The 21877-nt window shown below is 54.2% G+C and carries 17 protein-coding genes; 14 read left to right on the forward strand and 3 right to left on the reverse strand.

The genetic code is table 11. The annotated features are described in order from the left end of the window. Positions 1–26 precede the first annotated feature (26 nt). The 9 genes from CHH75_RS04340 to CHH75_RS04380 all read left to right on the forward strand — a co-directional run bounded on the left by CHH75_RS04340 (position 27) and on the right by CHH75_RS04380 (position 12455). A complete protein-coding gene (locus tag CHH75_RS04340; protein WP_095263279.1) occupies positions 27–980 on the forward strand; it encodes an ABC transporter permease in 954 nt (317 codons plus the stop codon). Positions 981–1034: 54 nt separating this feature from the next. Continuing rightward, complete coding sequence (locus CHH75_RS04345) at positions 1035–1913, forward strand: carbohydrate ABC transporter permease (protein ID WP_095397511.1); 879 nt, start codon at positions 1035–1037, stop codon at positions 1911–1913. Positions 1914–1981: 68 nt separating this feature from the next. Beyond that, positions 1982–3745, forward strand: a complete 1764-nt coding sequence (locus CHH75_RS04350) for a sensor histidine kinase (RefSeq protein WP_095397512.1) — start codon at positions 1982–1984, stop codon at positions 3743–3745. Then, entirely contained in the window at positions 3742–5379 is a 1638-nt protein-coding gene (locus CHH75_RS04355; RefSeq protein ID WP_095263282.1) for a response regulator transcription factor, read from the forward strand. The genes CHH75_RS04350 and CHH75_RS04355 overlap by 4 nt, the downstream gene beginning before the upstream one ends. 34 nt (positions 5380–5413) lie before the next feature. Further along, positions 5414–7414, forward strand: a complete 2001-nt coding sequence (locus CHH75_RS04360; RefSeq protein ID WP_095397513.1) for an alpha-amylase family protein — start codon at positions 5414–5416, stop codon at positions 7412–7414. Positions 7415–7447: 33 nt separating this feature from the next. Continuing rightward, the gene (locus tag CHH75_RS04365; RefSeq protein ID WP_095397514.1) at positions 7448–9502 is read left to right on the forward strand and encodes an alpha-amylase family protein; all 2055 of its coding nucleotides are present in this window, start codon (positions 7448–7450) and stop codon (positions 9500–9502) included. A gap of 95 nt (positions 9503–9597) precedes the next feature. Next, positions 9598–10521, forward strand: coding sequence for an NAD(P)-dependent oxidoreductase (locus CHH75_RS04370; protein ID WP_095263285.1), 924 nt, complete (start codon positions 9598–9600; stop codon positions 10519–10521). Continuing rightward, positions 10518–11426: a sugar phosphate isomerase/epimerase family protein gene (locus tag CHH75_RS04375; RefSeq protein ID WP_095263286.1), complete on the forward strand. Its 909-nt coding sequence runs from the start codon at positions 10518–10520 to the stop codon at positions 11424–11426. The genes CHH75_RS04370 and CHH75_RS04375 overlap by 4 nt, the downstream gene beginning before the upstream one ends. 6 nt (positions 11427–11432) lie before the next feature. Further along, entirely contained in the window at positions 11433–12455 is a 1023-nt protein-coding gene (locus CHH75_RS04380; protein WP_095263287.1) for a Gfo/Idh/MocA family protein, read from the forward strand. Positions 12456–12571: 116 nt separating this feature from the next. Here the strand turns inward: CHH75_RS04380 and cax are convergent, their stop codons facing one another. Continuing rightward, complete coding sequence (gene cax / locus CHH75_RS04385) at positions 12572–13645, reverse strand: calcium/proton exchanger (RefSeq protein ID WP_095263323.1); 1074 nt, start codon at positions 13643–13645, stop codon at positions 12572–12574. 199 nt (positions 13646–13844) lie between these two features. Here cax and CHH75_RS04390 point away from each other — a divergent pair, with 199 nt between their 5' ends. Continuing rightward, the gene (locus CHH75_RS04390; RefSeq protein ID WP_095263288.1) at positions 13845–14231 is read left to right on the forward strand and encodes an Asp23/Gls24 family envelope stress response protein; all 387 of its coding nucleotides are present in this window, start codon (positions 13845–13847) and stop codon (positions 14229–14231) included. A gap of 41 nt (positions 14232–14272) precedes the next feature. Here CHH75_RS04390 and ftsW read toward each other — a convergent pair whose 3' ends face one another. Both ftsW and CHH75_RS04400 read right to left on the reverse strand, forming a co-directional pair. Next, positions 14273–15496 carry a putative lipid II flippase FtsW gene (gene ftsW / locus CHH75_RS04395; RefSeq protein ID WP_095263324.1) on the reverse strand — a complete coding sequence of 408 codons (1224 nt, stop codon included), beginning with the start codon at positions 15494–15496 and terminating at the stop codon, positions 14273–14275. Between the two features lie 16 nt (positions 15497–15512). Next, positions 15513–15860, reverse strand: a complete 348-nt coding sequence (locus CHH75_RS04400; RefSeq protein ID WP_095263289.1) for a YugN family protein — start codon at positions 15858–15860, stop codon at positions 15513–15515. Positions 15861–16122: 262 nt separating this feature from the next. Here CHH75_RS04400 and CHH75_RS04405 point away from each other — a divergent pair, with 262 nt between their 5' ends. The 4 genes from CHH75_RS04405 (at position 16123) to CHH75_RS04420 (ending at position 21808) form a co-directional block, all read left to right on the forward strand. Further along, the gene (locus CHH75_RS04405; RefSeq protein WP_095397515.1) at positions 16123–16635 is read left to right on the forward strand and encodes an NUDIX hydrolase; all 513 of its coding nucleotides are present in this window, start codon (positions 16123–16125) and stop codon (positions 16633–16635) included. 22 nt (positions 16636–16657) lie between these two features. Then, positions 16658–17827, forward strand: a complete 1170-nt coding sequence (locus tag CHH75_RS04410) for a M20 family metallopeptidase (protein ID WP_095397516.1) — start codon at positions 16658–16660, stop codon at positions 17825–17827. A gap of 145 nt (positions 17828–17972) precedes the next feature. Next, entirely contained in the window at positions 17973–19886 is a 1914-nt protein-coding gene (locus tag CHH75_RS04415; protein ID WP_095397517.1) for a DNA repair helicase XPB, read from the forward strand. After that, positions 19883–21808: a helicase-associated domain-containing protein gene (locus CHH75_RS04420; RefSeq protein ID WP_095397518.1), complete on the forward strand. Its 1926-nt coding sequence runs from the start codon at positions 19883–19885 to the stop codon at positions 21806–21808. The genes CHH75_RS04415 and CHH75_RS04420 overlap by 4 nt, the downstream gene beginning before the upstream one ends. The last annotated feature ends 69 nt before the right edge of the window (positions 21809–21877 follow it).

Consider the following 21877-nt stretch of genomic DNA (forward strand, 5'->3'; position numbering starts at 1 on the left):
AATCATGAAAGGAAGGAGGGGAGTGTATGACCGAACCGGTATTCAATACCGATAAGAAGGCGCTGCGTCTCCCTACGAGAGGCTGGCGGGCGTATTTACAAAAGACATGGCCCCTTCATGTCCTTCTGCTTCCAGCCGTCCTCCTTGCCCTTGTCTATAATTACATTCCGATTATGGGCATTGTGATCGCTTTTCAGGATTACAAACCGTGGCTCGGCTTTGGAGGCTCCCCGTGGGTGGGGCTCGATCATTTTCGGTATTTGTTCGAATACCCCGACAGCATGCAGATTATCCGCAATACCCTGATCATTGCATTTGCGAAAATAATGACCAATATGTTTGTGCCGGTTATCTTCGCCCTATTGCTGAATGAGATACGCATCAAGTGGTTTAAACGAACGGCGCAAACGCTGGTTTACCTGCCGCACTTTTTGTCCTGGGTCATTTTGGGCGGGATATTTGTTGATATTCTATCTATCCGCGGCGGGATTGTGAACCGTTTCCTCGGCACGCTGGGAATCGATCCGATTGCATTTCTCTCGAACGGGGACTGGTTCAGATTTACAGTCATTGTGACCGATGCGTGGAAAGACTTTGGTTTCTCGGCGATCATCTTCCTTGCGGCGATTGCAGGCACGAACCCATCTCTGTACGAAGCTGCTGAAATCGATGGCGCAAACCGCTGGCAGCAGGTCCTTCACGTTACTCTGCCCGCCATAGCCCCGATCTTCATCGTTGTGGCGACGCTGTCGCTGGGCAGGGTGCTGGACGCTGGATTCGATCAGATCTTTAATCTGTATAATCCGCTTGTCTACAGCAAAGGAGATATCATTGACACATTTGTATACCGGGTCGGCCTCCTGGGCAGTCAATACAGCTTCGCAACGGCCATTGGTTTCTTTAAATCGTTAATCGGCTTCATCATGATCGTGATCAGCTATCGGCTGGCATACAAATGGGCCGGGTACCGGATATTCTAGGGTTGTAGAGAGGCCGCTTGCAAGAAGCTTTTTCTTAAGGATAGGAGGTGTGGAATGCGATTTTACTCTAAGACTTATAAGACGTTCCAGTTTTTCAATTATACATGTATCGCTCTGCTCAGTCTTGCCTGTATTTTACCGTTAATTCATATTCTCGCGGTGTCGTTCAGCTCCCGGGATGCGGCTACGGCCAATATCGTCAATTTTATTCCCATTGACTTCACTACAGCCGCATACAAGGAAACCCTCGGCAACAATAACTTCATTCGGGCGCTGTTGATCGGGGTGCAGCGGACGGTGCTAGGTACAGTGCTATCCCTGATCGTGACGATGATGGCCGCTTATTCGCTGTCAAAGGAGCAGCATCGGTTCCGCGGCAGAAACATCTACTCCTGGTACTTTATCATCATCATGCTATTTCACGGCGGGCTGATCCCCACCTATCTGGTGGTGAGCGGCACTGGTCTGATGGACTCGATCTGGGCCTTGGTGATTCCTTCGGCTGTCAATGTATGGAATATGATTCTGATGCTCAATTTCTTCAGGAATTTGCCGCAGGAGCTGGAGGAGGCTGCACTGATGGACGGTGCGGGACATTTCCGGACGCTGTTCTCCATCTTCATACCGGTTTCGATGCCCTCTGTGGCCACCATTATGCTCTTTACGATGGTCGTGCACTGGAATTCCTGGTTTGACGGCATTCTGTATATGACCAAGGTTGAGGATTATCCGTTGGCTTCATTTCTTCATACGATTGTGGTCAAGGAGAACTTCTCGGAGGTTGGTGTCGATTTGGCAGCACTTCATCAGATTTCGAACAGAACTGTCAAATCATCTCAAATCTTTATCGGAGCACTGCCTATCTTGCTGGTGTACCCGTTCTTGCAAAAATATTTTGTTAAAGGAATTGTGCTGGGCTCGGTAAAAGGTTAAAACAGACCGTTCTTCATTGATTTCATGTAAACTGACATTGAGACATCCTTTGAAGAGCGGAGGCGAATATGAAGCGGCTGAATACCTTTCAGAAAATCATTGTCCTGCTGTCGATCCTGCTGGTACCGGTCATCCTGATTTACACCTATTCCAATCGGGTTAGTATGAGCATCATTCAACAGGAGTTGATTCAGCTCACGCTGAACCAACAGAACTTTCTGACAGAGCAGCTCGATATGATTAGTGAGCAGCTGTGGAAATCGGCTTATATTACGATGTCCGATCCGAATGCGTTAATGCTGCAGCATCCTTCAATTACAAAACCGGGCTACGATACGTTTAAAACGATCGAGGCGCTGGAGCATCACCTGCGGCTGCAGAGCACATCGTACAGTTGGCAATATGAGCTTACCCTTTTTTCCCCCGTCACTGGCATGTATATTACTACCGATTCGAACCGGCAATTTGATAACGCTTACTTTAGTGAGCATTTTTATACGAATTGGTCATATGTCAAGCTCGATTCGGGTGCTGGCCAGCAATATTATTTTGTGCGCCATATGACCAAACCGTTCACGCTCGATGATCATCCAGAGGAGCTGAGCCTGATCCTGGAGGCGGCCATCCCTGCCAGTAACATTGCGCAAATGATGGAGCAATTTGCTGCGGGCAGGTCCGGGGAACCGATGTTTTACCATCCGGACTATGGAGGCATTACCCGCCATCTTGCCGATTTCGAAGGGACGGATCATCTCCAGGGTTTGCTCAGCGATTATCCATTTGAAGGCAACGGCTACGAAATTGTAAGGTCTGGCGGGCAGAAGTATCTGATGAATTATACGGAATCCACATGGCCGGGATGGTATCTAGTTGACTTCGTCCCGCTCAAGACAGTTATCGCCTCCTTGAATCAAAGCTTGATGTGGTTCTACTTCATGATGGCGTTGCTGCTGCTCATCGGCATTGGTTTCGCGGTCATTATATACCGCAGCGTGCAGCGGCCGATGCTGCAGCTGATTAAGGGGGTACGCAGACTGAAGCAGGGGAATTATGCTTTTCGGCTTCCGGTGAACGGGCAGAGTGAATTTCATTATCTATTCTCCGAGTTCAACCGCATGAGTGAGGAGACGCAGGAGCTGATCGAGAAGGTGTATGTCAGCCAGCTCAGAATTAGGGACGCTACGCTGAAGCAACTGCAGTCCCAGATCAATCCGCACTTTTTGTATAACAACTTTGCCTTTATTCAGAGCATGACCCAGATGGGGAACCGGGAGGCAGTCATCGCTTTTACCCAGCATCTCAGCCAGTATTACCGGTATACGACCCGTACCGAAATGACAACAACCCGCCTTGATGAAGAACTTGAGTTGATTCAAAGCTATCTGGAAATTCACAGGATGCAGATTCCAAGGTTGGACTATGACATCGATGTGCCTAGACATCTTCGGTGTTGGTCCATTCCAAGGCTCATTATTCAGCCGGTTGTGGAAAACGCGATTGTGCACGGCATCGAGAATTCGCTCAACGATGGGCTCATACGCGTAACCGGCCGCATGGAAGAGACACATGCGGTTATCACCGTGGAGGATAACGGGGGAGGAATCAGAGCCGAGGATCTTGAGCATCCTCGGAGCAGGATGAACCGTACGATGGATGAGAACATGGGATGCGGCCTGTGGAACATTCACCAGCGTCTGCTGCTGTATAACGAGGACGGGAATGGTCTTAGCTTTGCCCCCTCCGAACTGGGAGGATTGAAGGTAGTGCTCCGCTTCCGTGTTCAAGAAGAGAAATCGCTTAACAAGCACAAGCATTCGGAGGGATCAGAATGATATCGCTGCTTATCGTAGATGATCACCCGCATCAGGCCGACGGAATCGCCCATATTGTGACGGAGTCAGGGCTTCCGTTTATAGGAGCGGTTTATAAAGCATATTCCGCGAAGGAGGCGCTCGAGTGTTTTGCTGCCCACCGGGTTGACATTGTCATTACGGATATTCGGATGCCGGAGATGAGCGGGATTGAACTGATCAGCCGGATAAGGGAGAGCTCCAGACAGGTAAAATGCGTGCTGCTTTCCGGTTACGCCGAGTTCGAGTATGCCCAGCGGGCGATGGAATTACATGCTTCGAAATACCTCATGAAGCCGGTCAAAGATTCTGAGCTGCTGGATACGCTGCACAAGCTTCACGGTGAGATTATGACGGAGGCGAATCGGACCCAGATGTACCAGCAAGCAGTTCACGCAATGCGGGTGCATACCCCCCTGATCAGGGAAGCGTTCCTTCGGGATCTTATCGAAGGCAAGGCGATTCTGCGACGTGACCTGGAGCGGCGGTTGCAGGCCCTTGAGCTTCCGTTTACCGCCGGAGATGAGGTGTTGTTTTTTGCCATCCAGCTCGAGGATGACCTGTCGGGCTACAACGGGCATGACAAGGCATTGATCAGTTACGCAGTCGGCAATATCGGAGAAGAACTGCTGCAGGATTCATTTGATGTCTGGTATACGGCCATGAATGATCGGATCATCGCATTTGTGCTCAAGCCGAGGGAGAATAAAGGGCTGCACGCCGCAGACAGACTGGAGCGCAGGGCCAAGGAATTTCAGCGCAGCGTCTATCGGTATCTGAAACACATGATCTCGGTAGGGATTGTAAGCAGCCCGGTAGCTTTCCCCGATGAACTGAACGAGGCCTCTCACAAAAGCCGTCTGTTGTTCCGCAACCGGGAGGATAAAGTGGCTGGCCTGTTCGCTATCATCAGTGAACTTCCGCAGCCGAAGCTGTCGGGACTGATTGATTCCCTATACCAGCCGCCATCCCTCTCCAATCTGATGGAGATCGGGCGCTGGGAAGAAGCGTACGAGAAGCTTCGGGATATTTTTGCCGAGCTTGAACATAAATGGACGGATTCGCCAGAATATGCCCAGGAAGCATTTTTTGTCATCGCTGGTTCCTTCCAGTTTGTCTCGCATAAGGAAGGCAAGCAGCTGGTCGATATGATCGGCCCTTTATATGCCTCGATGCTGGAGAAGCATACGACCTGGGATTTGCGGAGCTTTCGCGACTGGGCTTTCAAGTCGCTTCAGTGCATAGCAGAGCTAGCCGAAGAACAGAAGCCGGGATACAGAAGCACGACACTTTCTCTTGCCCAGCGCATTCAGCAATATATTGAGCGTCACTTGAACGAGGACTTATCTCTGCCGCTTATTGCAGAGGAGCTTGGGTTTCACCCGGCCTATCTCTCTAAAGTGTATAAATCGGAAACAGGGCAGACGCTAAGCGATTACTTGCTGAAACGACGGATGGAGCATGCCGCTGTCCTTCTGCGAAAGACGGATTCCAAAATATACGAGGTGGCCGAACAGACAGGCTACCAAACGGCGCATTACTTTATCAAGCTGTTCAAAAATTACTACGGCGTTACCCCGCAGCAATTCCGCCAGGGCCAAAGCGGTAAAAGATAGGCCAACAAGTCAACAAGAAAGGAGTGGCTGTTATATGACATGGTGGAGCAGCAACAGGCTCAGGCTGATCCAGAATAATCTGCGTGAAGTCGACGCGAATATGGACGTTGATGCGCTCATCCATCAGCTTAAGCAACTGGAAGCCAATGTACTGATGATGAATGCAGGCGGCATATTTGCCTTCTATCCGTCCCGACTTCGCTATCATTATGTAACTCCCTACTTGAAAAAGGATCTGCTAGGCGAAGCGATAGCCAAAGCTCACGCGAACGGGATTCGCTTCATTGCCCGGTTCGACTTCAGCAAGGCGCATGAGTCGGTGTTCAGGCAGAGACCGGAATGGTTCTACCGTACTAGGGAAGGACGGGAGGTGAACTATTACGGCATCGTTCACACCTGTCTGAACGGGGGCTATCAGCAGCGTTATTCCCTTGATATTTTGACAGAAGTGTTAAGCAGCTATGATGTGGACGGCGTATTCTTTAATATGTTTGGTTATCAAAACTGGGATTACAGCGGGAATCATTACGGCATCTGTTATTGCGACAACTGCAGGACGCGTTTTCGGGAAATGTATGGTCTTCAGCTTCCGGAGCCAGAGCAGCAAGATGACTTCGTGTACAGGAAGTATCGCGAATTCCAAGAGATCACCGCAATGGAAATGCTGGATACCATCCACGATCATATCAAGGCGTTGAATCCGCAGACAGCGATCAGTACCTATCATCCACATAAGGTGGATATCGTTAGGCATGAGTCGGCTACCGCATTAAATCGCGCTTCTTCGAAATGGTTGTATTCGGCTGCGGAGAACGTGATGCCGATTTCCGGCAGCTATGATGACAAGCTGTCAAGCAACTGCTCCATTAACGCCATCGACCTGACCTACAGGTTCACAGGGGTATCGCGATATGAAACCGAGATTAGGCTGTACGAAAATTTGGTGAATGGTTCGGGGCTGGATTTTTGCATTATCGGTGTTTTCGAAGATTATCCGGACATGGACAATATGGATAGCGTCGCGAAGGTTTTTCGGTTTCACAAGAAGCACGAGCATCTGTTTGGCAGCTTCTCCTCCATGGCTGACGTTGTGCTCGTGAAGCCGCCGGCCTCCGAGCGGGATTCATATACAGAATACCTGGGACTATTCAAGATGCTGAAGGAGTCCCATATCCTCTTTGATGTGATCTCACAGAATCGATTGGAGCAGCTCCGCAGAAGCAGGGCCAGGGTGGTGGTGCTGCCGGGAATCACAAGGACGACAGCGGAGGAGCTGGATGTTCTGCTGGAAGCAAGGGATGGCGGCAAGCATATTCTGGCAACGGGAGCGGCCTTGTCCGCTCAAACGACCGCGCTTTCGCGCCTGTTCGGGACTTCGGTGGATACGATCATCGCCGACACGACGGCCTCCTATATGGTCGTGGATGATAAGACCATGTACCCTGAGCTTGAGCGAAAGCAGTGGGTTATCGTCCAAGGTCCTTTTGCAGTCCTTCACCCCGGAAGCCAGGCATCCGCAAAGCTACCCTATATGGCGCCATCCAGCTTCGGGCCGCCGGAGCGGGCGTACGGGCATGAGCTTACGGACCGCTATGGTCTCGTTCTATTCGGGAAAACAACGGATAGCAAGGGGATGGGGGCGTACATGGGCTGGAACGTTGGCCGTTTGTACCATGACCACGGTTTTGCCGACCATAAATATATCGTATGCGGGGCGATACGACACTTGCTGAACGGAACTGCGACACTGCGCGCCGAGGCTCATCCCAGCGTGGAGATCAACCTCCACCGGTTGCCGGATGAATCCTATATGCTGCAATTGTTGAACTTATCAGGCTTTAATGGATCGACCTATGAAGCGCCGATTGATATGCATGATATTAATATTCAATTGCGAGGAATCGGCCAGGTTGACCATGTGGAAGCTTTGGTTGATGGTCAGACGGCTGAGCTTCAAAGGGACGAAAACTTGATCGCCCTCAAGATTCCGAAGCTTGGGGTCTATGCCGCCTATCATCTGCAGGGTAACGCGTAGGGCACAGTTGTCACAAAAAGGAGGAACTTATTCATGTCCGCTAACGAATGGTGGTGGCATCAGCCGCTTCGCATCATCCAGCCCAACATGCAGGTGAAGGACACGGCGCGGATTGACCCTGAGCGGCTGGCTAAACAACTGAAAGAGATGTGTGCCAATACGGTTGTTTTTAATGTGGGCGGGATATACGCCTGGTACAGGAGCGAGGTTCCGTTTCACCACGTGAATGAATTTCTGCCGGATCAGGGGGATCTGCTGCAGGAGATGATTGAGTGCTTTCATCGGGAGGGCTTGCGGTTTGTGGCAAGATACGATTTCAGCAAGGCGGATGACTTCGTATATCAGCATCGGCCAGAGTGGTTTGTGCGAAGCAAGGACGGAGAACCGGAGATCATCGGAGCTAAGCGGCCGGGGAATTGGTCGCTATTGATGTCCACCTGCATCAATACCGGATATCGCAACGAAGCGCTGGCTGTGCCGGTACTGCGGGAAACGCTGAATCAATATGATATCGACGGCGTTTTTTTCAATAATCCGGGTACGATTCCTTGCTTGTGCGGAAATTGCCAGGACAAATACCAGGAGCTGTACGGATATCCGATGCCGGAGGATCGGTCCGAGCTGGACCGAACCTGGGGCTCGATATGTCTTCGCCACAATATGGAGCTGCTGAACGGCACGATCAAGGAGATCCGGAAGGAGGTGCCGGTACTCGGGTATTATAATCTGTTTCATGAAAGCTTAGAGGATCGGAAGGCCGGAAGCGATCTGCTATGCACAGAGCCGCAAAATGTCCTTTCTCGCGGGTATCGCCATATCCCGGAATTTTGGAAGCCTGCGCTGAGCATTAAGCTGGGCCGGGGCAAGGCACTCGCCGCTCCGCCGCTCGGCATTGTTCATTCCTGCCCCGGAATGGACTGGAGACATACCGGAATGCCGCCGGCTGAATACGCGTTCTGGTTGGCACAAATTCCGGCATATGGGGGCCAGATTTGGCATTCGTTGACCGGAATTCCTGACACGATTACGGATAAGCGTATTCTGAGAACGGTAAAGGCTCATAACTCCCGGGAAGAGAAGCTGGCAGAAGAGATGCATGAAGCAGAAGCTCTGGCGGAGACAGCCCTGCTATGGCATTCAGGCAGGTCGGTAGGGGGCTGGGCGGACGGGCTTGTCAGCCGCCAAATTCCGTTTGACATCCTGCCGCAGGAAGAAGCCGGCCTGGTGACGTTGAAACGGTATCGCACTGTAATCGTTCCGGAATTGTATCCGATCGGCCAGAGGGAACTGTCCTCGTGGCGGGCATATGTAGAGCAAGGCGGAAACCTCATGGTGGAGGGGAGATTAAGCAGCGGCCCGTTCAGGAAGGAGCTTGCCGACCTGCTTGGCATTGAGCCTGCCATGACGGTTAGCGAGCATTTGACGGCAAGCTACCTGCGGTTCGAAGGAACCGCAAATCCGCTGCAGAAGGGGATGGAGGATACACAGCTGATTCCCCATAGGGGGCATGTTGTTTACTGCAAGCCATCCCCTGACGCTCACGTTCTGGCCACGCTGGTGCCGCCGTTTTCTCCGCTGGAAAGTGTCGGAGCTCCGCCGGAGAGAGCCTCTCTATCCGTGCCCAGAACCGATATTCCACTCGTGGTAAGGCATGAGAAGGGTCTGGGGAGTGTGCTGTTCCTAACGTTTTCGCTCAGTGAATTAATTGATGAATTTAAACTAGGAGAGCATTATCAGCTGCTGGACAATCTGATCGATTTAAGTAACCGGGGGGAACGGCTGCTGCGCGTTGCGCCGAATGCCGGACTTCAGGCTACAATATACCGCAACCGGAACGGCTTCCTGCTTCATTTTGTCAACGGAACGGGAAGAAGACCGCTAGCCCAGCCGGTTCCGCTTCATCATCTTGAGGTGAGGCTTCCTCTCTCGTTAACAGGCGGGATCGCGGAAGTGAATGGCCTGCTGGAGAACGGGAAGCTTCCCTTTACGACAGACGGCGCTGAGCTGCGGTTTACCGTGCCGCAGGTTCAAGTTTGGGAAGCTGTGAAAATCACCTGCGGGCATAAGGAACCCGAGCAGGCACGCTGACAATCGTTCGAATAGCAGGGGCACCTTAGATAGAGGCGGATAATCCTGGAAACCAAGATCAGATTCTATATATAGCAGGAGAGGGGAACAGAAGAATGACTGTACAATTGGACAACGCAAGAATCGGTTTTATCGGAACGGGCGTTATGGGAAGCAGCATGGCCAAGCATTTACAGCAGGGAGGATACAAGCTTTCCATTTATACACGGACCAAAGCGAAAGCACAGGAGCTGCTTGATCTGGGGATGGAATGGAAGGCCTCCCCGGGAGAGCTGGCTGCCGAATGCGACGTCGTGATCACGATGGTGGGTTATCCAAGTGATGTTAGAGCTCTTTATCTGGGTGAGGACAGAGTGATTGATCATGCACGGCCAGGGACATACCTCATCGATATGACAACATCAAGCCCGCTTCTGGCCAAGCAAATTTATGAATCGGCCTGCTTAAAGGGGCTGCATGCGTTGGATGCCCCTGTATCAGGGGGAGATGTTGGGGCAAGGAATGGGACGCTATCCATCATGGTGGGAGGAGATGACCAAGCGTTCAACACCGTCCTCCCGATCTTTGAACAGATGGGCAACCGCATCGTACTGCAGGGAGGTCCTGGAGCCGGTCAACACACGAAGATGGTGAATCAGATCGCCATAGCTTCCAATATGGTTGGGGTATGCGAAGCGCTTGTGTATGCTGCGGAGGCGGGTCTGGATCTGAAAAAGGTGCTGAGCAGCATTGAGACAGGCGCTGCCGGGAGCTGGTCTTTGAGCAACCTTGCCCCTAGGATCATCGAGGGAGACTTCGAGCCTGGCTTTTATGTGAAGCATTTCATCAAGGACATGGAAATTGCGCTGCAGGTGGCGGATGACATGAAGATTGAGCTTCCAGGCCTATCGCTGGCTCGTCAGTTATATGCCCGGATCGCTGAAGCCGGGTTAACCGAGAAGGGAACGCATGCGCTTTATCTGGCTTGGGATAAGAATGAAGGTGCACAAGGGGGCGAAGGAGGGCGTTATCATCCATGAGGCACTTAAAGATAGGTGCCCTAATCAAGGGTGTCTACGCGGAGGAAGTTATTCCCTATTACCTGGATCATGGCTTTGAAAGCTTTGGCATCACTTACTGGCAGACGACAGGCGACATCGATCTTAAAGAGCAAGCCAAGCGAGTTCGCGAGCTGCTGGGCGGCAGCGGAGCTGTTGTGTCCAGCCTGACGGTTTTTGGCAATCCCCTAACCGGTACCGGCGATAATGCCGACACCTTGGCAAGCTGGGAGCGCGCGATCGACCATGCCGCCGCATTCGGCTGCGACGTGGTATCCGGATTTACAGGACGGATTCCGGACGAACCGATCCCGGCTTCTTTGCCGAAGTTCAAGCAGGTATTCGGCGAGCTTGCCCGCAGGGCAGAGGATCGCGGAGTCCGCTTGGCCTTTGAAAACTGCGATATGCACGGCACATGGGACAAGGGCGACTGGAACATCGCCCACAACCCGACTGCATGGGAGCTTATGTTTGACGCGCTGCCGAATGACAACCTGGGACTGCAGTGGGAGCCGTGCCATCAGATGGTCAGCCTGATCGATCCGATTGCCCAGCTAAGGAGATGGGCATCCAAGATTTTTCATGTACACGGCAAGGATGCCACCATCGCATGGGATGTCATTCGGGAGCATGGCATCCATGGTCCTCATCCGTTTGTGTGGCACCGGACGCCTGGCTTCGGGGATACGAACTGGACGGATGTAGTGACGATACTGATGCAACAAGGCTATGAAGGCAGCATCGACATCGAAGGCAGGCATGACCCGGTCTTCAAGGACGAGCTGGAGATGAGCGCGCAGGTAAGCTCGCTTCAATATTTGAAACGATGCCGGGGCGGTGAATATGTCACGAATCCACGGATTTCATACGGCAGCGGAAAGCTGTAGCGGGGAGTGAGGCGTTTGAAATACAAGACGGTATTGGCCGGATGCGGCAGCATGGGGACACGCTGGCTGGAATACGCGCTGAAGCGAAACGATGTGGACCTCGTTGCCCTCGTGGATGTTCAGCCGGAGAAGGCCCTTGAGGCTATGCAGCGCTTCGGCCTGAAGCTGCCGGTGTATGAAGCGGTGGCCGAAGCAGTTGCTTCCGAGGGAGTCGATCTGCTGCTGGACACTTCCATCCCGGAAGCGCATGCCGCCAATGCCATTACGGCAATGGAGCATGGCGCGAACGTGATGATGGAGAAGCCGATGGCACTTTCCATGGAAGATGCCGTTCGTTTGATCAACGTGTCGGATCGTACTGGACGAAGCTGTGCAGTGATGCAAAATCGACGCTATACCAAGGAGATCAGAGCTTTGAAGGCGGAGCTTGACACCGGCCGGATCGGTCCTCCGGGCTTTGTGACAGCCGATTTTTTTCTCGGTCCGCGATTTGGCGGCTTTCGGGAAATGATGGCACACCCTCTGCTCATTGATATGGCGATCCACACGTTTGATGCAGCAAGATATTTAATCGGGTCGGATCCCATGGCCGTGTATTGTCACGAATTTAATCCGGACGGCTCCTGGTATCAGGGTAATTCGTCAGCTGTCTGCATATTCGAGTTCAGCTGCGGAGCGGTATTTTCATACAACGGAAGCTGGAGCGCGGTAGGGCATTCCACCTCCTGGGAGGGAGCATGGCGGCTTGTCGGACCCAAGGGAACGATGCTGTGGGACGGCGATCATGAGCCAGTGTATGAAGGAGCGGATGCATTGGAATCAGCCTCGGCTGCCGGGAGGCAGGGTTCGTGGTATGGGCCAGAACGAAGAGAGGCATGTCTTGACGAGATGTTTGATTCATTGAAGTCCGGCAAACGCTCGGAAACGGATATCAGTCACAATATTCACAGCTTGGCGATGACGCTGGGCGCTGTCGAAAGCGCAAAGCGGCAGGCGAAGGTATGGCTGCCTGAACTAAGCTGTATGTAGGCCGCCGGGACGGGATCATCCATTGTTGCTGATCGTTAGCTTGTGAAGCGAAAGACTAAAAACGAAAGCGACTGGCAGGCCCTAACAAGGTGCCCGTGGCCAGTCGCTTGTTCCTTTTAGACGAGAAAGAAAGAAACACCCAAAATAATATAAACCGCTAGAAGCAGCAGTCCCTCATACCAGTTGGAATCGCCGTCCTGCGTAATGGAGCGGGCGATAAACACGGCTACGCCGATCGCTAACAGCTCCAGGGTCGTAAATACGATATCCATCGTATTGCCGAGGAAGAAGCTGATAAACACAAGCACAGGGGCTACAAACAGGGCGATTTGCAGACTGCTGCCGACGGCGATCTCAACGGCCGCTCCGATTTTGTTCTTCATCGCCAGCATGATCGCTGCGCTATGCTCGGCGGCATTGCCGATGATGGCAACGAGGAAGGCGCCCACAAACAGCTCGCTGAGACCGTATTGATGGCTAATCGGCTCCAGCACCCCGACAAGCCATTCACTGACAAAGGCGACCATCACTGTTGCAATGACGAGATAAACGATCGAGCGCTTTTTGGACCAGGCCGGCTCATGCTCATGCGCAAGCGCATCTTCATCGTTGCTGTCGCTGACATCTGCCAAGTATTCCTTATGTGTAATCATGGAGAACACGAGCCACGCTAAGTAAGCGACAATCAATATGCCGGCGACAATCAGACTGAGCATCTTGATGCCTTCGGTTGTGATGGAATGGGTGTTCAGAAACACAGCCGGGATAAACAAGGCGATGATGGACAGCGTCATCAGGGAGCCGTTAAGGCTTGCCAGCGTGGCGTTGTATCTCTGGATTTTAAATTTCAGCCCGCCCATGAACAGGCTCAGCCCGAGCACCAGCAGCAGATTGCCGATGATGGAGCCGGTGATGCTCGCTTTGACCATGTCGTACAGCCCTTCTCTAATCAGCAGGATCGCAATGATCAGCTCTGCTGCGTTGCCGAAGGTGGCGTTCAGAAAGCCGCCCAGGCGCTGTCCGGCGTAGTGGGCTACGCTCTCGGTCGCCCGGCCGAGAAACCCGGCTACAAAGATGACCGCAATCGCGGACAGCAGAAATTGAACGGTTGTGTTCCAGCCGGCAAAGTGTCCGGCCGCGCTCAGCAGGAAGGTCAGGATGAGCAAGATCGGCTTCAACCGCTTTTTTATCATCGTATGCACCCCGAATCCGATGGTTTTGTAGTAATTTGTCTAAGCTTCGCTGGAGGAAGATGTCGTTCGGTACCATATCCTTCATGTAATATACCCATTTTTTTCGAAAAATTAATGATTCATCTGCGCTTGGCATTTGCTTTTTGGGCCTGTTAGGATTTACAATAACTGATAATGAGGTGAAGGAGGATATGGCATGACGGAACAACTTCAACTGGATAGCGGTTTGATTCGGATATCGGATGATGTCGTCTCGAAAATTGCCGGACTGGCGGCGCTGGAAACACCCGGAATTGCAGCCATGTCAGGCGGATTATCCGAAGGATGGGCCAAGCGGCTGAGCGGAAAGAATGTGCAAAAAGGTGTTACGGTGGAGGTAGGTCAGCTTGAGGCGGCCATCGATCTTCGGATTATCGTGCTCTATGAGACGCCGATTCATGAAGTCTGCCGTATGCTTCAGCAGAATGTCCGCGAAGCGGTGGAAAGCATGACCGGACTTCGAGTCGTCGAGGTGAATGTCAAGGTCGAGGGCGTTGCCTTCAAGGATGACATCATGGATGATGTGCCGCAAAGAACGAAATAGTCATCGGGGAGTACATACCCTTCCCGAAGCATAAAAAAAGACTACACGGATGTCCGGTAGTCTTTTTTTACTACAGATTTTACCTGTTCCTCTTTGACAGGGCGGTTGCTGTCCCTTGAAATGCTCAGCATAATGCCCATGCTCAGCATCATGACAAGCAGGGAAGAGCCGCCGTAACTGATGAACGGAAGGGTAACCCCTGTGATCGGAATCGTATTGGTGACTCCGCCGATATTAATAAAGGATTGAATCGCAATCAGTCCCATAATGCCGACCCCGGTCAATGTGCCGAACGGGTCGGAGCAGCGAAGCGCGATAATGATGCCCCGCAATATAAAATACAGATACACCAGCAGGAAGATGCAGGTGCCGATAAAGCCGAACTCCTCGCCGATGACGGAGAAGATAAAGTCGTTATAAGGGTTCGGCAGATAGTGCAGCTTCTGGATGCTCTCGCCGTAGCCCGCGCCCGTAATGCCGCCTTGGCCAATCGCGATCAAGGATTGAACGAGATTGTAGCCTGTGTTGGACTCGTCCTGGAACGGATCCAGAAACGCCTCGATTCGGCCGACCTTATAATCTTTAGATGCCTCGTCGGAGGGGCCGCTCGAATCGAACAGGGAGCCGACTCCGAGTGTAAGCACCAATCCTAGAACGACAAGGGATATACAGCCCAGAATATGCTTCAGGCTTGCTCCGCCTGCGTAGATCACCAGGCCGCACGTAGCGACCAGGATGAAGCAGGAGCCCAGATCGGGCTGCAGCATGATTAAACCTGCCACGACGCCAACGATGATCAGCACCGGGAAAAATCCGCCTTTCCATTGACGGATCCGCTCCCCTTTTTTGGATATCAGCGCGGCCAAATATACAATGGTGGCGATTTTCGCAAGCTCGGTAGGCTGGATTCCCAGGCTGAACATGTTAAACCAGCTCCGGGCGCCGTTGGTTGCCGATCCGATGATGATCAGCAAGATGAGCAGAATCAGTGTTAGGAAAAACACCGGAATAAACAATTTTTTGTATATCTTGTAATTGATGTTCATTGCGACCAGCATCACGAGCAATCCAAGAGCGGCAAATACCCCCTGCCTCTTGGTGAAATAGAGCGGGTCGTAATTAAATTTCTCGTTGAAGACGGCCAAGCTTGAGCTGGAACTGAATACCATGATCAGTCCGAATCCGACCAGCAGCAGGGTAAGAATAAGCAATTGAAAATCTGGCGTCCCTCTTTTGGTCTGGGGCTGGGGATTGGTCGTTTTCATCATAAGATGTTACCACTTACGCTTCCAGGAGAGCCTTGAGCTCCTGCAGCTTTTTGTTGGCGATGTTCATCACCGGAGACGGTGCCATCGTTTCATACTCAAGGCCGTGCGGGAATGTCGCTCTGCCCATGTATACGGCTTCAATCTTAAGGATGGTGTCCGGCTTCTCCAGCTTCCCTTCAACCACGCGGGTATTGAAGCGGAGGAAGTACTCATCGTTATTTTTTTTATCTTCAATTTTCAAATCATATGTAGCGCGGTAGTATTCCCACTGCCAACGAATAAAGCCGACCTTCTCGGCGCATTCGTCGAGATAAGCCAAATCGCTTTGCATACCGTCCAAGCCTGTATTTTCAAAAATCATGCGGCGTTAACCCCCTTAATATTCCACTAGCAAAGTTCTTTAATATGATAGTATGTTTCAGGAACTTGTGCAAGCCTGAAGCTCTTGTGAGCCTTCAATTTGCAGCCCTTTTATCCGAAGGGTGTTTTCGTGTAGGACAGATCTCTATCTTTTCTGTTAGAATAAAAGTAATTTTCCAGCCCGATCCGTTTGCTGTTTCCCGCTCCGGCAGGGGTATATATTTCATGATGCCCAAATAACTGACGGAAAAGAGGGAAGTCCGATGAATCGAATCGTGTATGATACGGAGTATTATGCGGTGGAGGAGCATGACGGGAAGGAGATCGCGGTGATTGACCATATGCCGGAATCGGCGGCGGTGGTAGTCATTCATGAAGGCTGCCTGCTCATGGTTCGCCAGCACCGGGAGGCGGTGTCAGCGTCGACATGGGAGCTGCCGGGCGGAACGATCCGGCATGACGAGGACAAGGTCACGGCTGTTCAGCGGGAGCTTGCCGAGGAGACCGGCGTGCTGTGCAATGAACTTACATATATGGGAGAGGCTTACCCTGCAGCCTCGCTGACCAATCGCAAGGTGCATTTTTATTATACTGATGACATCAAGAGAGCGGCAGAGCCGGAGCCAGACGATGGAGAGGATGTGGCTGCCATCTGGGTTCCTTTACGTGAGGCCTGTCATACGATCAAGGAGGGAGGCCAAGTGGATCAGATGGTAGGACACGGGCTGTTTCTCTCCATGCTGCATGGCTTGCTGCTGACAGACACCAGCCGATAGGCTAAAGGAAGGATGATCAGAGATGAAGGAAGCGTTCTGGGAGCAGTGGTTCCCGACAATGGTCGCCTGGCGGCGGCATCTACATAGCCATCCGGAGCTGTCTTTTCACGAGCGGGAGACGGCGGCATATGTCGCCGAACGGTTGAGGGAGATCGGCATCGAGGTGAGAACAGGCGTCGGCGGTCACGGTGTGATCGGCAGCCTCAAGGGCGGAAAGCCGGGCAAAACGGTGGTGCTTCGCGCGGATATGGACGCCCTTGCGATTCAGGATGAGAAGGATTGCGAGTATGCATCGAAGGTTCCGGGCGCCATGCATGCCTGCGGGCATGACGGCCACACCTCCATGCTGCTGGGCGCAGCGGCTTATTTTGCATCCCGGCCGGAGGAAGTGGAGGGCGAGATCCGGTTTCTGTTCCAGCCTGCGGAGGAGGTGTGCCCGGGCGGGGCCATCGAGATGATCCGGGATGGCGCGCTTGAAGGAGCTGACGTCATATACGGGCTTCACCTCTGGACCCCGCTGCCGGTCGGCCAGGTGGCGAGCGCTCCGGGGCCATTGATGGCGTCGGCGGATGAATTTTTTATCGATATCACCGGGCGCGGCGGTCACGGGGGCATGCCTCATGTCACATCAGACGCCCTTGTTGCCGGAGCGGCGCTGGTCATGCAGCTGCAGACGATTGTCAGCCGCTCGGTGGATCCGCTTCAGCCCGCGGTGGTCACCGTAGGCACGTTCCAGGCCGGCACCGCGCAGAACGTGATCGCCGGCACAAGCCGGATCACCGGCACGGTGCGCACCTTTGACGAGGAGACGCGTCTGATGGTCCGCAGGAAGATTGAGGCGATGGCGGCATCGGTAGCGGAAACCTATGGTGCGCAGGCGTCGGTATCCTATCTGATGGGCTATCCGCCGCTGGTGAATGATGAGGCGGAGACCGCACGCTTTTTCCGCATCGCACCGAAGGTGTTTGAGCCCGGCGCCATCAAGGAGTCGACCAAGTTGATGCCGGCAGAGGACTTCTCCTACTACCTTCGCGAAATCCCGGGTTGCTTCATATTTATCGGGGCGGGCAACAAGGAGAAGCAGGCGGTATATCCGCATCACCATCCGAAGTTTGATTTCGATGAGGATGCGATGCTCTATGGAGCGAGGCTGCTGACCGAGCTTGTCCGCGCTTATCAGCGTGGGGAATAAGGGAGGAGCCAGCAGCGGAAACGGTCCGGACCCGGACCGATGCATGAACCTTGGCAATTGGGAAATAATATGACATCATAACCGGAAGTTCAGATCCAGCTTAAATGGATGTGAGCTTCTTTTTTTAGCCAAGGAGGTCATCGATGTGGAACAGAAGCCTTGTATTGTCCAGCGGGACCGGACCGTGCTGCTGGAAACAGCTCACCCGTCCTTCCAGAAGGCCCGGGCAGAGCTGGCGCAATACGCCGATCTGGTCAAAAGTCCGGCCGCATACCATACATATCGCATTACCCCACTATCCTTGTGGAACGCCGCTGCCGCAGGACTGACCGCAGATCACATATGCATAAGTCTCCGGTCGCTTTCCCGGTGGGAGCTGCCTGCGGCGCTGGAGGAAGACATTCGGCGTCTCGTTGCCAGATATGGACAGCTGACGCTGAAGATGCATCCGGCGCGTGATGGCCGGCTGCTGCTTCAGAGCCGGAGTGCATCCGTCCTGGCGGAGCTGAAGGGGTATCCTTCGCTGGCCAGCAGCGGTCTCGTCATCCTAAGTGAACTGGAAGCGGAGGCGCCCTCTCGGCTAAGAGGGCTGCTGAAGCAGGAATTGACCCGGCTGGGGTACCCTGTGCTCGATCATGTCGGATATCAGGACGGGCAGTTTCTGCCGCTGGACTGGCGGGACGGGGATCGAAGCGCGTCCGGACAAAGGGAACCGGAGCGGCAGGAGCCGCTGTCGGAGCAGACGGGCACTCCCCGGGCCATATCCGCTGCGGCTTCTGCTCAATCAAGTGGGCAGAAAGGCCGCTCTGCAGAGCAAGAAGGCGCGGAGCGGGTCGACGGGATTCCGGCTGGCAGTGTAGCCGCTCCGAAAGGCAGTTTCCGGCTGCGCGACTACCAGAGGGCGGCGGTGGACGCCTTCAAGGAGTCGGGCGGTGAGGGAGGCAGCGGCGTGCTGGTCCTGCCCTGCGGAGCCGGGAAGACGATCATCGGGCTCGCTGCGATGCGCGAACTCCAGTGCGAGACGCTGATTCTGACCTCAAATGCCACGTCGGTCACACAATGGATTAGCGAACTGCTGGATAAAACGACGCTGCTGCCGGAGCAGATTGGAGAGTATACGGCCGAGCATAAGGCGGTTCGTCCGGTGACGGTGGCTACGTATCAGATTCTGACCCATCGCCACCGGAAAGAGGAGGAGCAGTTTCATATGAAGCTGTTCAACGAGCGCCGCTGGGGGCTGATCATCTATGACGAGGTTCATTTGCTGCCTGCACCGGTGTTCCGGGCTACGGCGGATATTCAGGCTACGCGGCGGCTCGGACTGACCGCGACGCTTGTGCGGGAGGATGGCCGGGAGGCGGATGTGTTCTCGCTGATCGGGCCCAAGCGATACGAGATGCCGTGGAAAGCGCTGGAGGAGCAGGGCTGGATCGCGGCTGTCCGCTGTATCGAGGTGAAGGTGCCGTTGCCGGGTCCGATCAAGGAAAGATGCCGGTACAGCGGCAAGCGGGAGCAGTACCGGCTGGCTGCCGAGAATCCAGCCAAGCTGGAGCTGATCAAAGCGCTTGTCCGGCGCCATCCAGGCGCTCAAATTCTGATTATCGGCCAATATCTGAATCAGCTGACCGCCATTGCCGAGCAGCTGCAGGTTCCGCTCATATCAGGCCAAATGCCGCAGCAGCGGCGCCATGAGCTGTATGCCTCCTTCCGCCGGGGAGAGACGCCGGTCCTGGTCGTATCCAAGGTGGCCAATTTTGCCGTTGACCTGCCTGATGCGTCCGTGGCGATTGAAGTGTCCGGGACCTTCGGCTCCCGCCAGGAAGAGGCGCAGCGGCTGGGGCGGATTCTGCGGCCGAAGAGCGGTGAGAACCGAGCCTACTTCTATACGCTCGTGTCGAGCGACAGCCGTGAGGAGATGTTTGCCATGCGGCGCCAGCTGTTCCTTGTCGAGCAGGGCTACGTCTATGAGGCGATGTCGATCCCCCTGGCTGAAGAACAGGGCCGGAAGCCAGGCCAGATTGGCGCTGCTGCGGAAAGGGAGGTATCAGGCCAGCGATGACCATACGATCAACGGATCACGAAACGATTGCCGGGCTTAAGCCAGGGCAGCGCGCTGTGCTGGATCAGATATGGCGCACATTCGCCGGCACCGGCTTTGATGATGGCAAGCTCCGTGCGCTTCAGGTACAGCGCATGAGCGGGGCTGAAGTCCGGGCGGTCTTTGCCGAGCTGCGCCAGCTTGGATGGGTCCAAGCGGTCATCAAAGCCTGGGGGGAGCGGCTGTATTACATCCCTTTCGACAGGCTGGTCCAGCTTGCGTCGCTTTACGGCGGGCTGGCGGATCGTCCGGATCTGACATCGTCTGTCAGTCTGATCCAGGAGGGAAGGGCCGGCATAGCAACAGATCTGTTCAATGCTTTGGTGTATGCGTCCTTGCATGAGCTGTCACTCACCGCCAAAGGGGTGCTGCACAAGAAGCATATCCAGCGGCTGTCGCAGGTGCTGTCCTTATCCTCTGACGATGTGAGAGGGCTTGAGCTGCCTTACGAACATATTGAAGCGTACCCCCCCCATGTGGCTGTTATGTTGGATTTGCTGCTGGCGCTGGGGCTGCTGCGGCCGGACACAGAAGCGCTTGTCCTGCACAGGCCTTCCCTGGACGCATGGCTGAAGCTGCCCCGAGCGGCGATGGAGAAGCGGCTGTTGCAGTGTCTGATGCAGCGTTATATGAAAAGTGAGCCGGAATTTCAGCACGCGGCATGGCTGCTGTGCAGTCCTCGGCTAGCGGCCGGAGTGTGGCATGCCGACACCCAGCTGCTGCAGCAGCTGGAGGAGAAGCGGCTGCTGCCTGAAGCGAACCGGAGCCGGCTGCTTCAGGCACTGAAGGCGTGGCTTCAGTGCCTGAGCGGAGCGGGCTGGCTGGATCTTGGCGAGAACGAGCGCGGAGACACGCTGTTCCGCTGGCGCATGCGGACAGGCGCACAGCTCTTGGCTGAGGATATCCCTTGGATGGAGGCGGAGGGAGAACCTGCCACGCTGATCGTACAGCCGGATTTCGAAGTGCTGATTCCGCCGGATACGCCGTACACGGTCCGGTATACGGCGGCACGGCTTGCTGAACGGGTAGCCGATGACCATATGTCGGTTTACCGTCTTTCCCGGGAAGCGCTGGCTATGGCTGCGGACGCGGACCTAAGTCCCGGCCAGGCCATTTCCTTTCTGGAGGCGCATGCTGCCGGGGGCATCCCGGACAATGTGGCTGCGGCTCTGCGGCAGTGGTCGGCGGAGATCGGGCGAACGGCCTTTATGGAGCTGACCGTGCTGGCCTGCACGACTTCGGACGAAGCGGATCTGATCGAGAATCATCCTCGGCTCAAGGACGATATCAAGCGACTCGGCCCTCTGTATTTTGCCGTCCAGGCGGACAAGGTCTCGGACATCCGCAAGCTGCTGACGGCAGCAGGACTGCCGCCAAGACGCGGCATGGCGACACTGGAAACGATGGAGCAAGCGGCTGGGATGGCGCATATGAGCCCTATCAGCCCGCCTGTCCCGGCAGTCACCGACAAATATGGCAGCGAAGCGGGGAAAGCGGGCAATGAGAGAGCAGATGACCGCCCTTCCGCGCCTTCTTCCGGTCTTATCCGCATGTCTCATCCTGCGTTGCTGTACAGGCCGGATGAGGCCGAGCCGAAGGAAGACAACAGCCCGGACCTGGCCCAGCTTCCGGTGATGTGGACGCGGGATTACCGTTCATACCATCTGTCTACGGCCAAACAAATAATGGAACAGGCGGTACAGCTGGCCCTCAAGGTCGAAATTTCGCTCGAAGGCAAGAGAAGGGAGTTTATTCCGGTACAGCTGCTGCGGAGCCCGTGGAGGGTCGCTGGCGTCCTCTACGAGCCGGATGCGGATTCCCCTGGCGCCGATGTTCAGCTTGGCGAGGGGCAATGGCAGGAGATGAGGCTGATTGTTCCATAGCAGGCATTGGATTTCCCCCTTCTTAATAGACGTGCGTTATGCTATGATAAAAGAGTCCACCCACCGGGC

Source organism: Paenibacillus sp. 7541 (genome assembly GCF_002276395.1).
GTDB lineage: Bacteria > Bacillota > Bacilli > Paenibacillales > Paenibacillaceae > Paenibacillus_AQ > Paenibacillus_AQ campinasensis.

Bases quoted from the DNA above. Each gene is read 5' to 3' on its own strand.
- CHH75_RS04340 (WP_095263279.1), top strand. From the start codon at position 27: ATGACCGAACCGGTATTCAATACCGATAAGAAGGCGCTGCGTCTCCCT.
- CHH75_RS04345 (WP_095397511.1), top strand. From the start codon at position 1,035: ATGCGATTTTACTCTAAGACTTATAAGACGTTCCAGTTTTTCAATTAT.
- CHH75_RS04350 (WP_095397512.1), top strand. From the start codon at position 1,982: ATGAAGCGGCTGAATACCTTTCAGAAAATCATTGTCCTGCTGTCGATC.
- CHH75_RS04355 (WP_095263282.1), top strand. From the start codon at position 3,742: ATGATATCGCTGCTTATCGTAGATGATCACCCGCATCAGGCCGACGGA.
- CHH75_RS04360 (WP_095397513.1), top strand. From the start codon at position 5,414: ATGACATGGTGGAGCAGCAACAGGCTCAGGCTGATCCAGAATAATCTG.
- CHH75_RS04365 (WP_095397514.1), top strand. From the start codon at position 7,448: ATGTCCGCTAACGAATGGTGGTGGCATCAGCCGCTTCGCATCATCCAG.
- CHH75_RS04370 (WP_095263285.1), top strand. From the start codon at position 9,598: ATGACTGTACAATTGGACAACGCAAGAATCGGTTTTATCGGAACGGGC.
- CHH75_RS04375 (WP_095263286.1), top strand. From the start codon at position 10,518: ATGAGGCACTTAAAGATAGGTGCCCTAATCAAGGGTGTCTACGCGGAG.
- CHH75_RS04390 (WP_095263288.1), top strand. From the start codon at position 13,845: ATGACGGAACAACTTCAACTGGATAGCGGTTTGATTCGGATATCGGAT.
- ftsW (WP_095263324.1), bottom strand. From the start codon at position 15,496: ATGAAAACGACCAATCCCCAGCCCCAGACCAAAAGAGGGACGCCAGAT.
- CHH75_RS04400 (WP_095263289.1), bottom strand. From the start codon at position 15,860: ATGATTTTTGAAAATACAGGCTTGGACGGTATGCAAAGCGATTTGGCT.
- CHH75_RS04405 (WP_095397515.1), top strand. From the start codon at position 16,123: ATGAATCGAATCGTGTATGATACGGAGTATTATGCGGTGGAGGAGCAT.
- CHH75_RS04410 (WP_095397516.1), top strand. From the start codon at position 16,658: ATGAAGGAAGCGTTCTGGGAGCAGTGGTTCCCGACAATGGTCGCCTGG.
- CHH75_RS04420 (WP_095397518.1), top strand. From the start codon at position 19,883: ATGACCATACGATCAACGGATCACGAAACGATTGCCGGGCTTAAGCCA.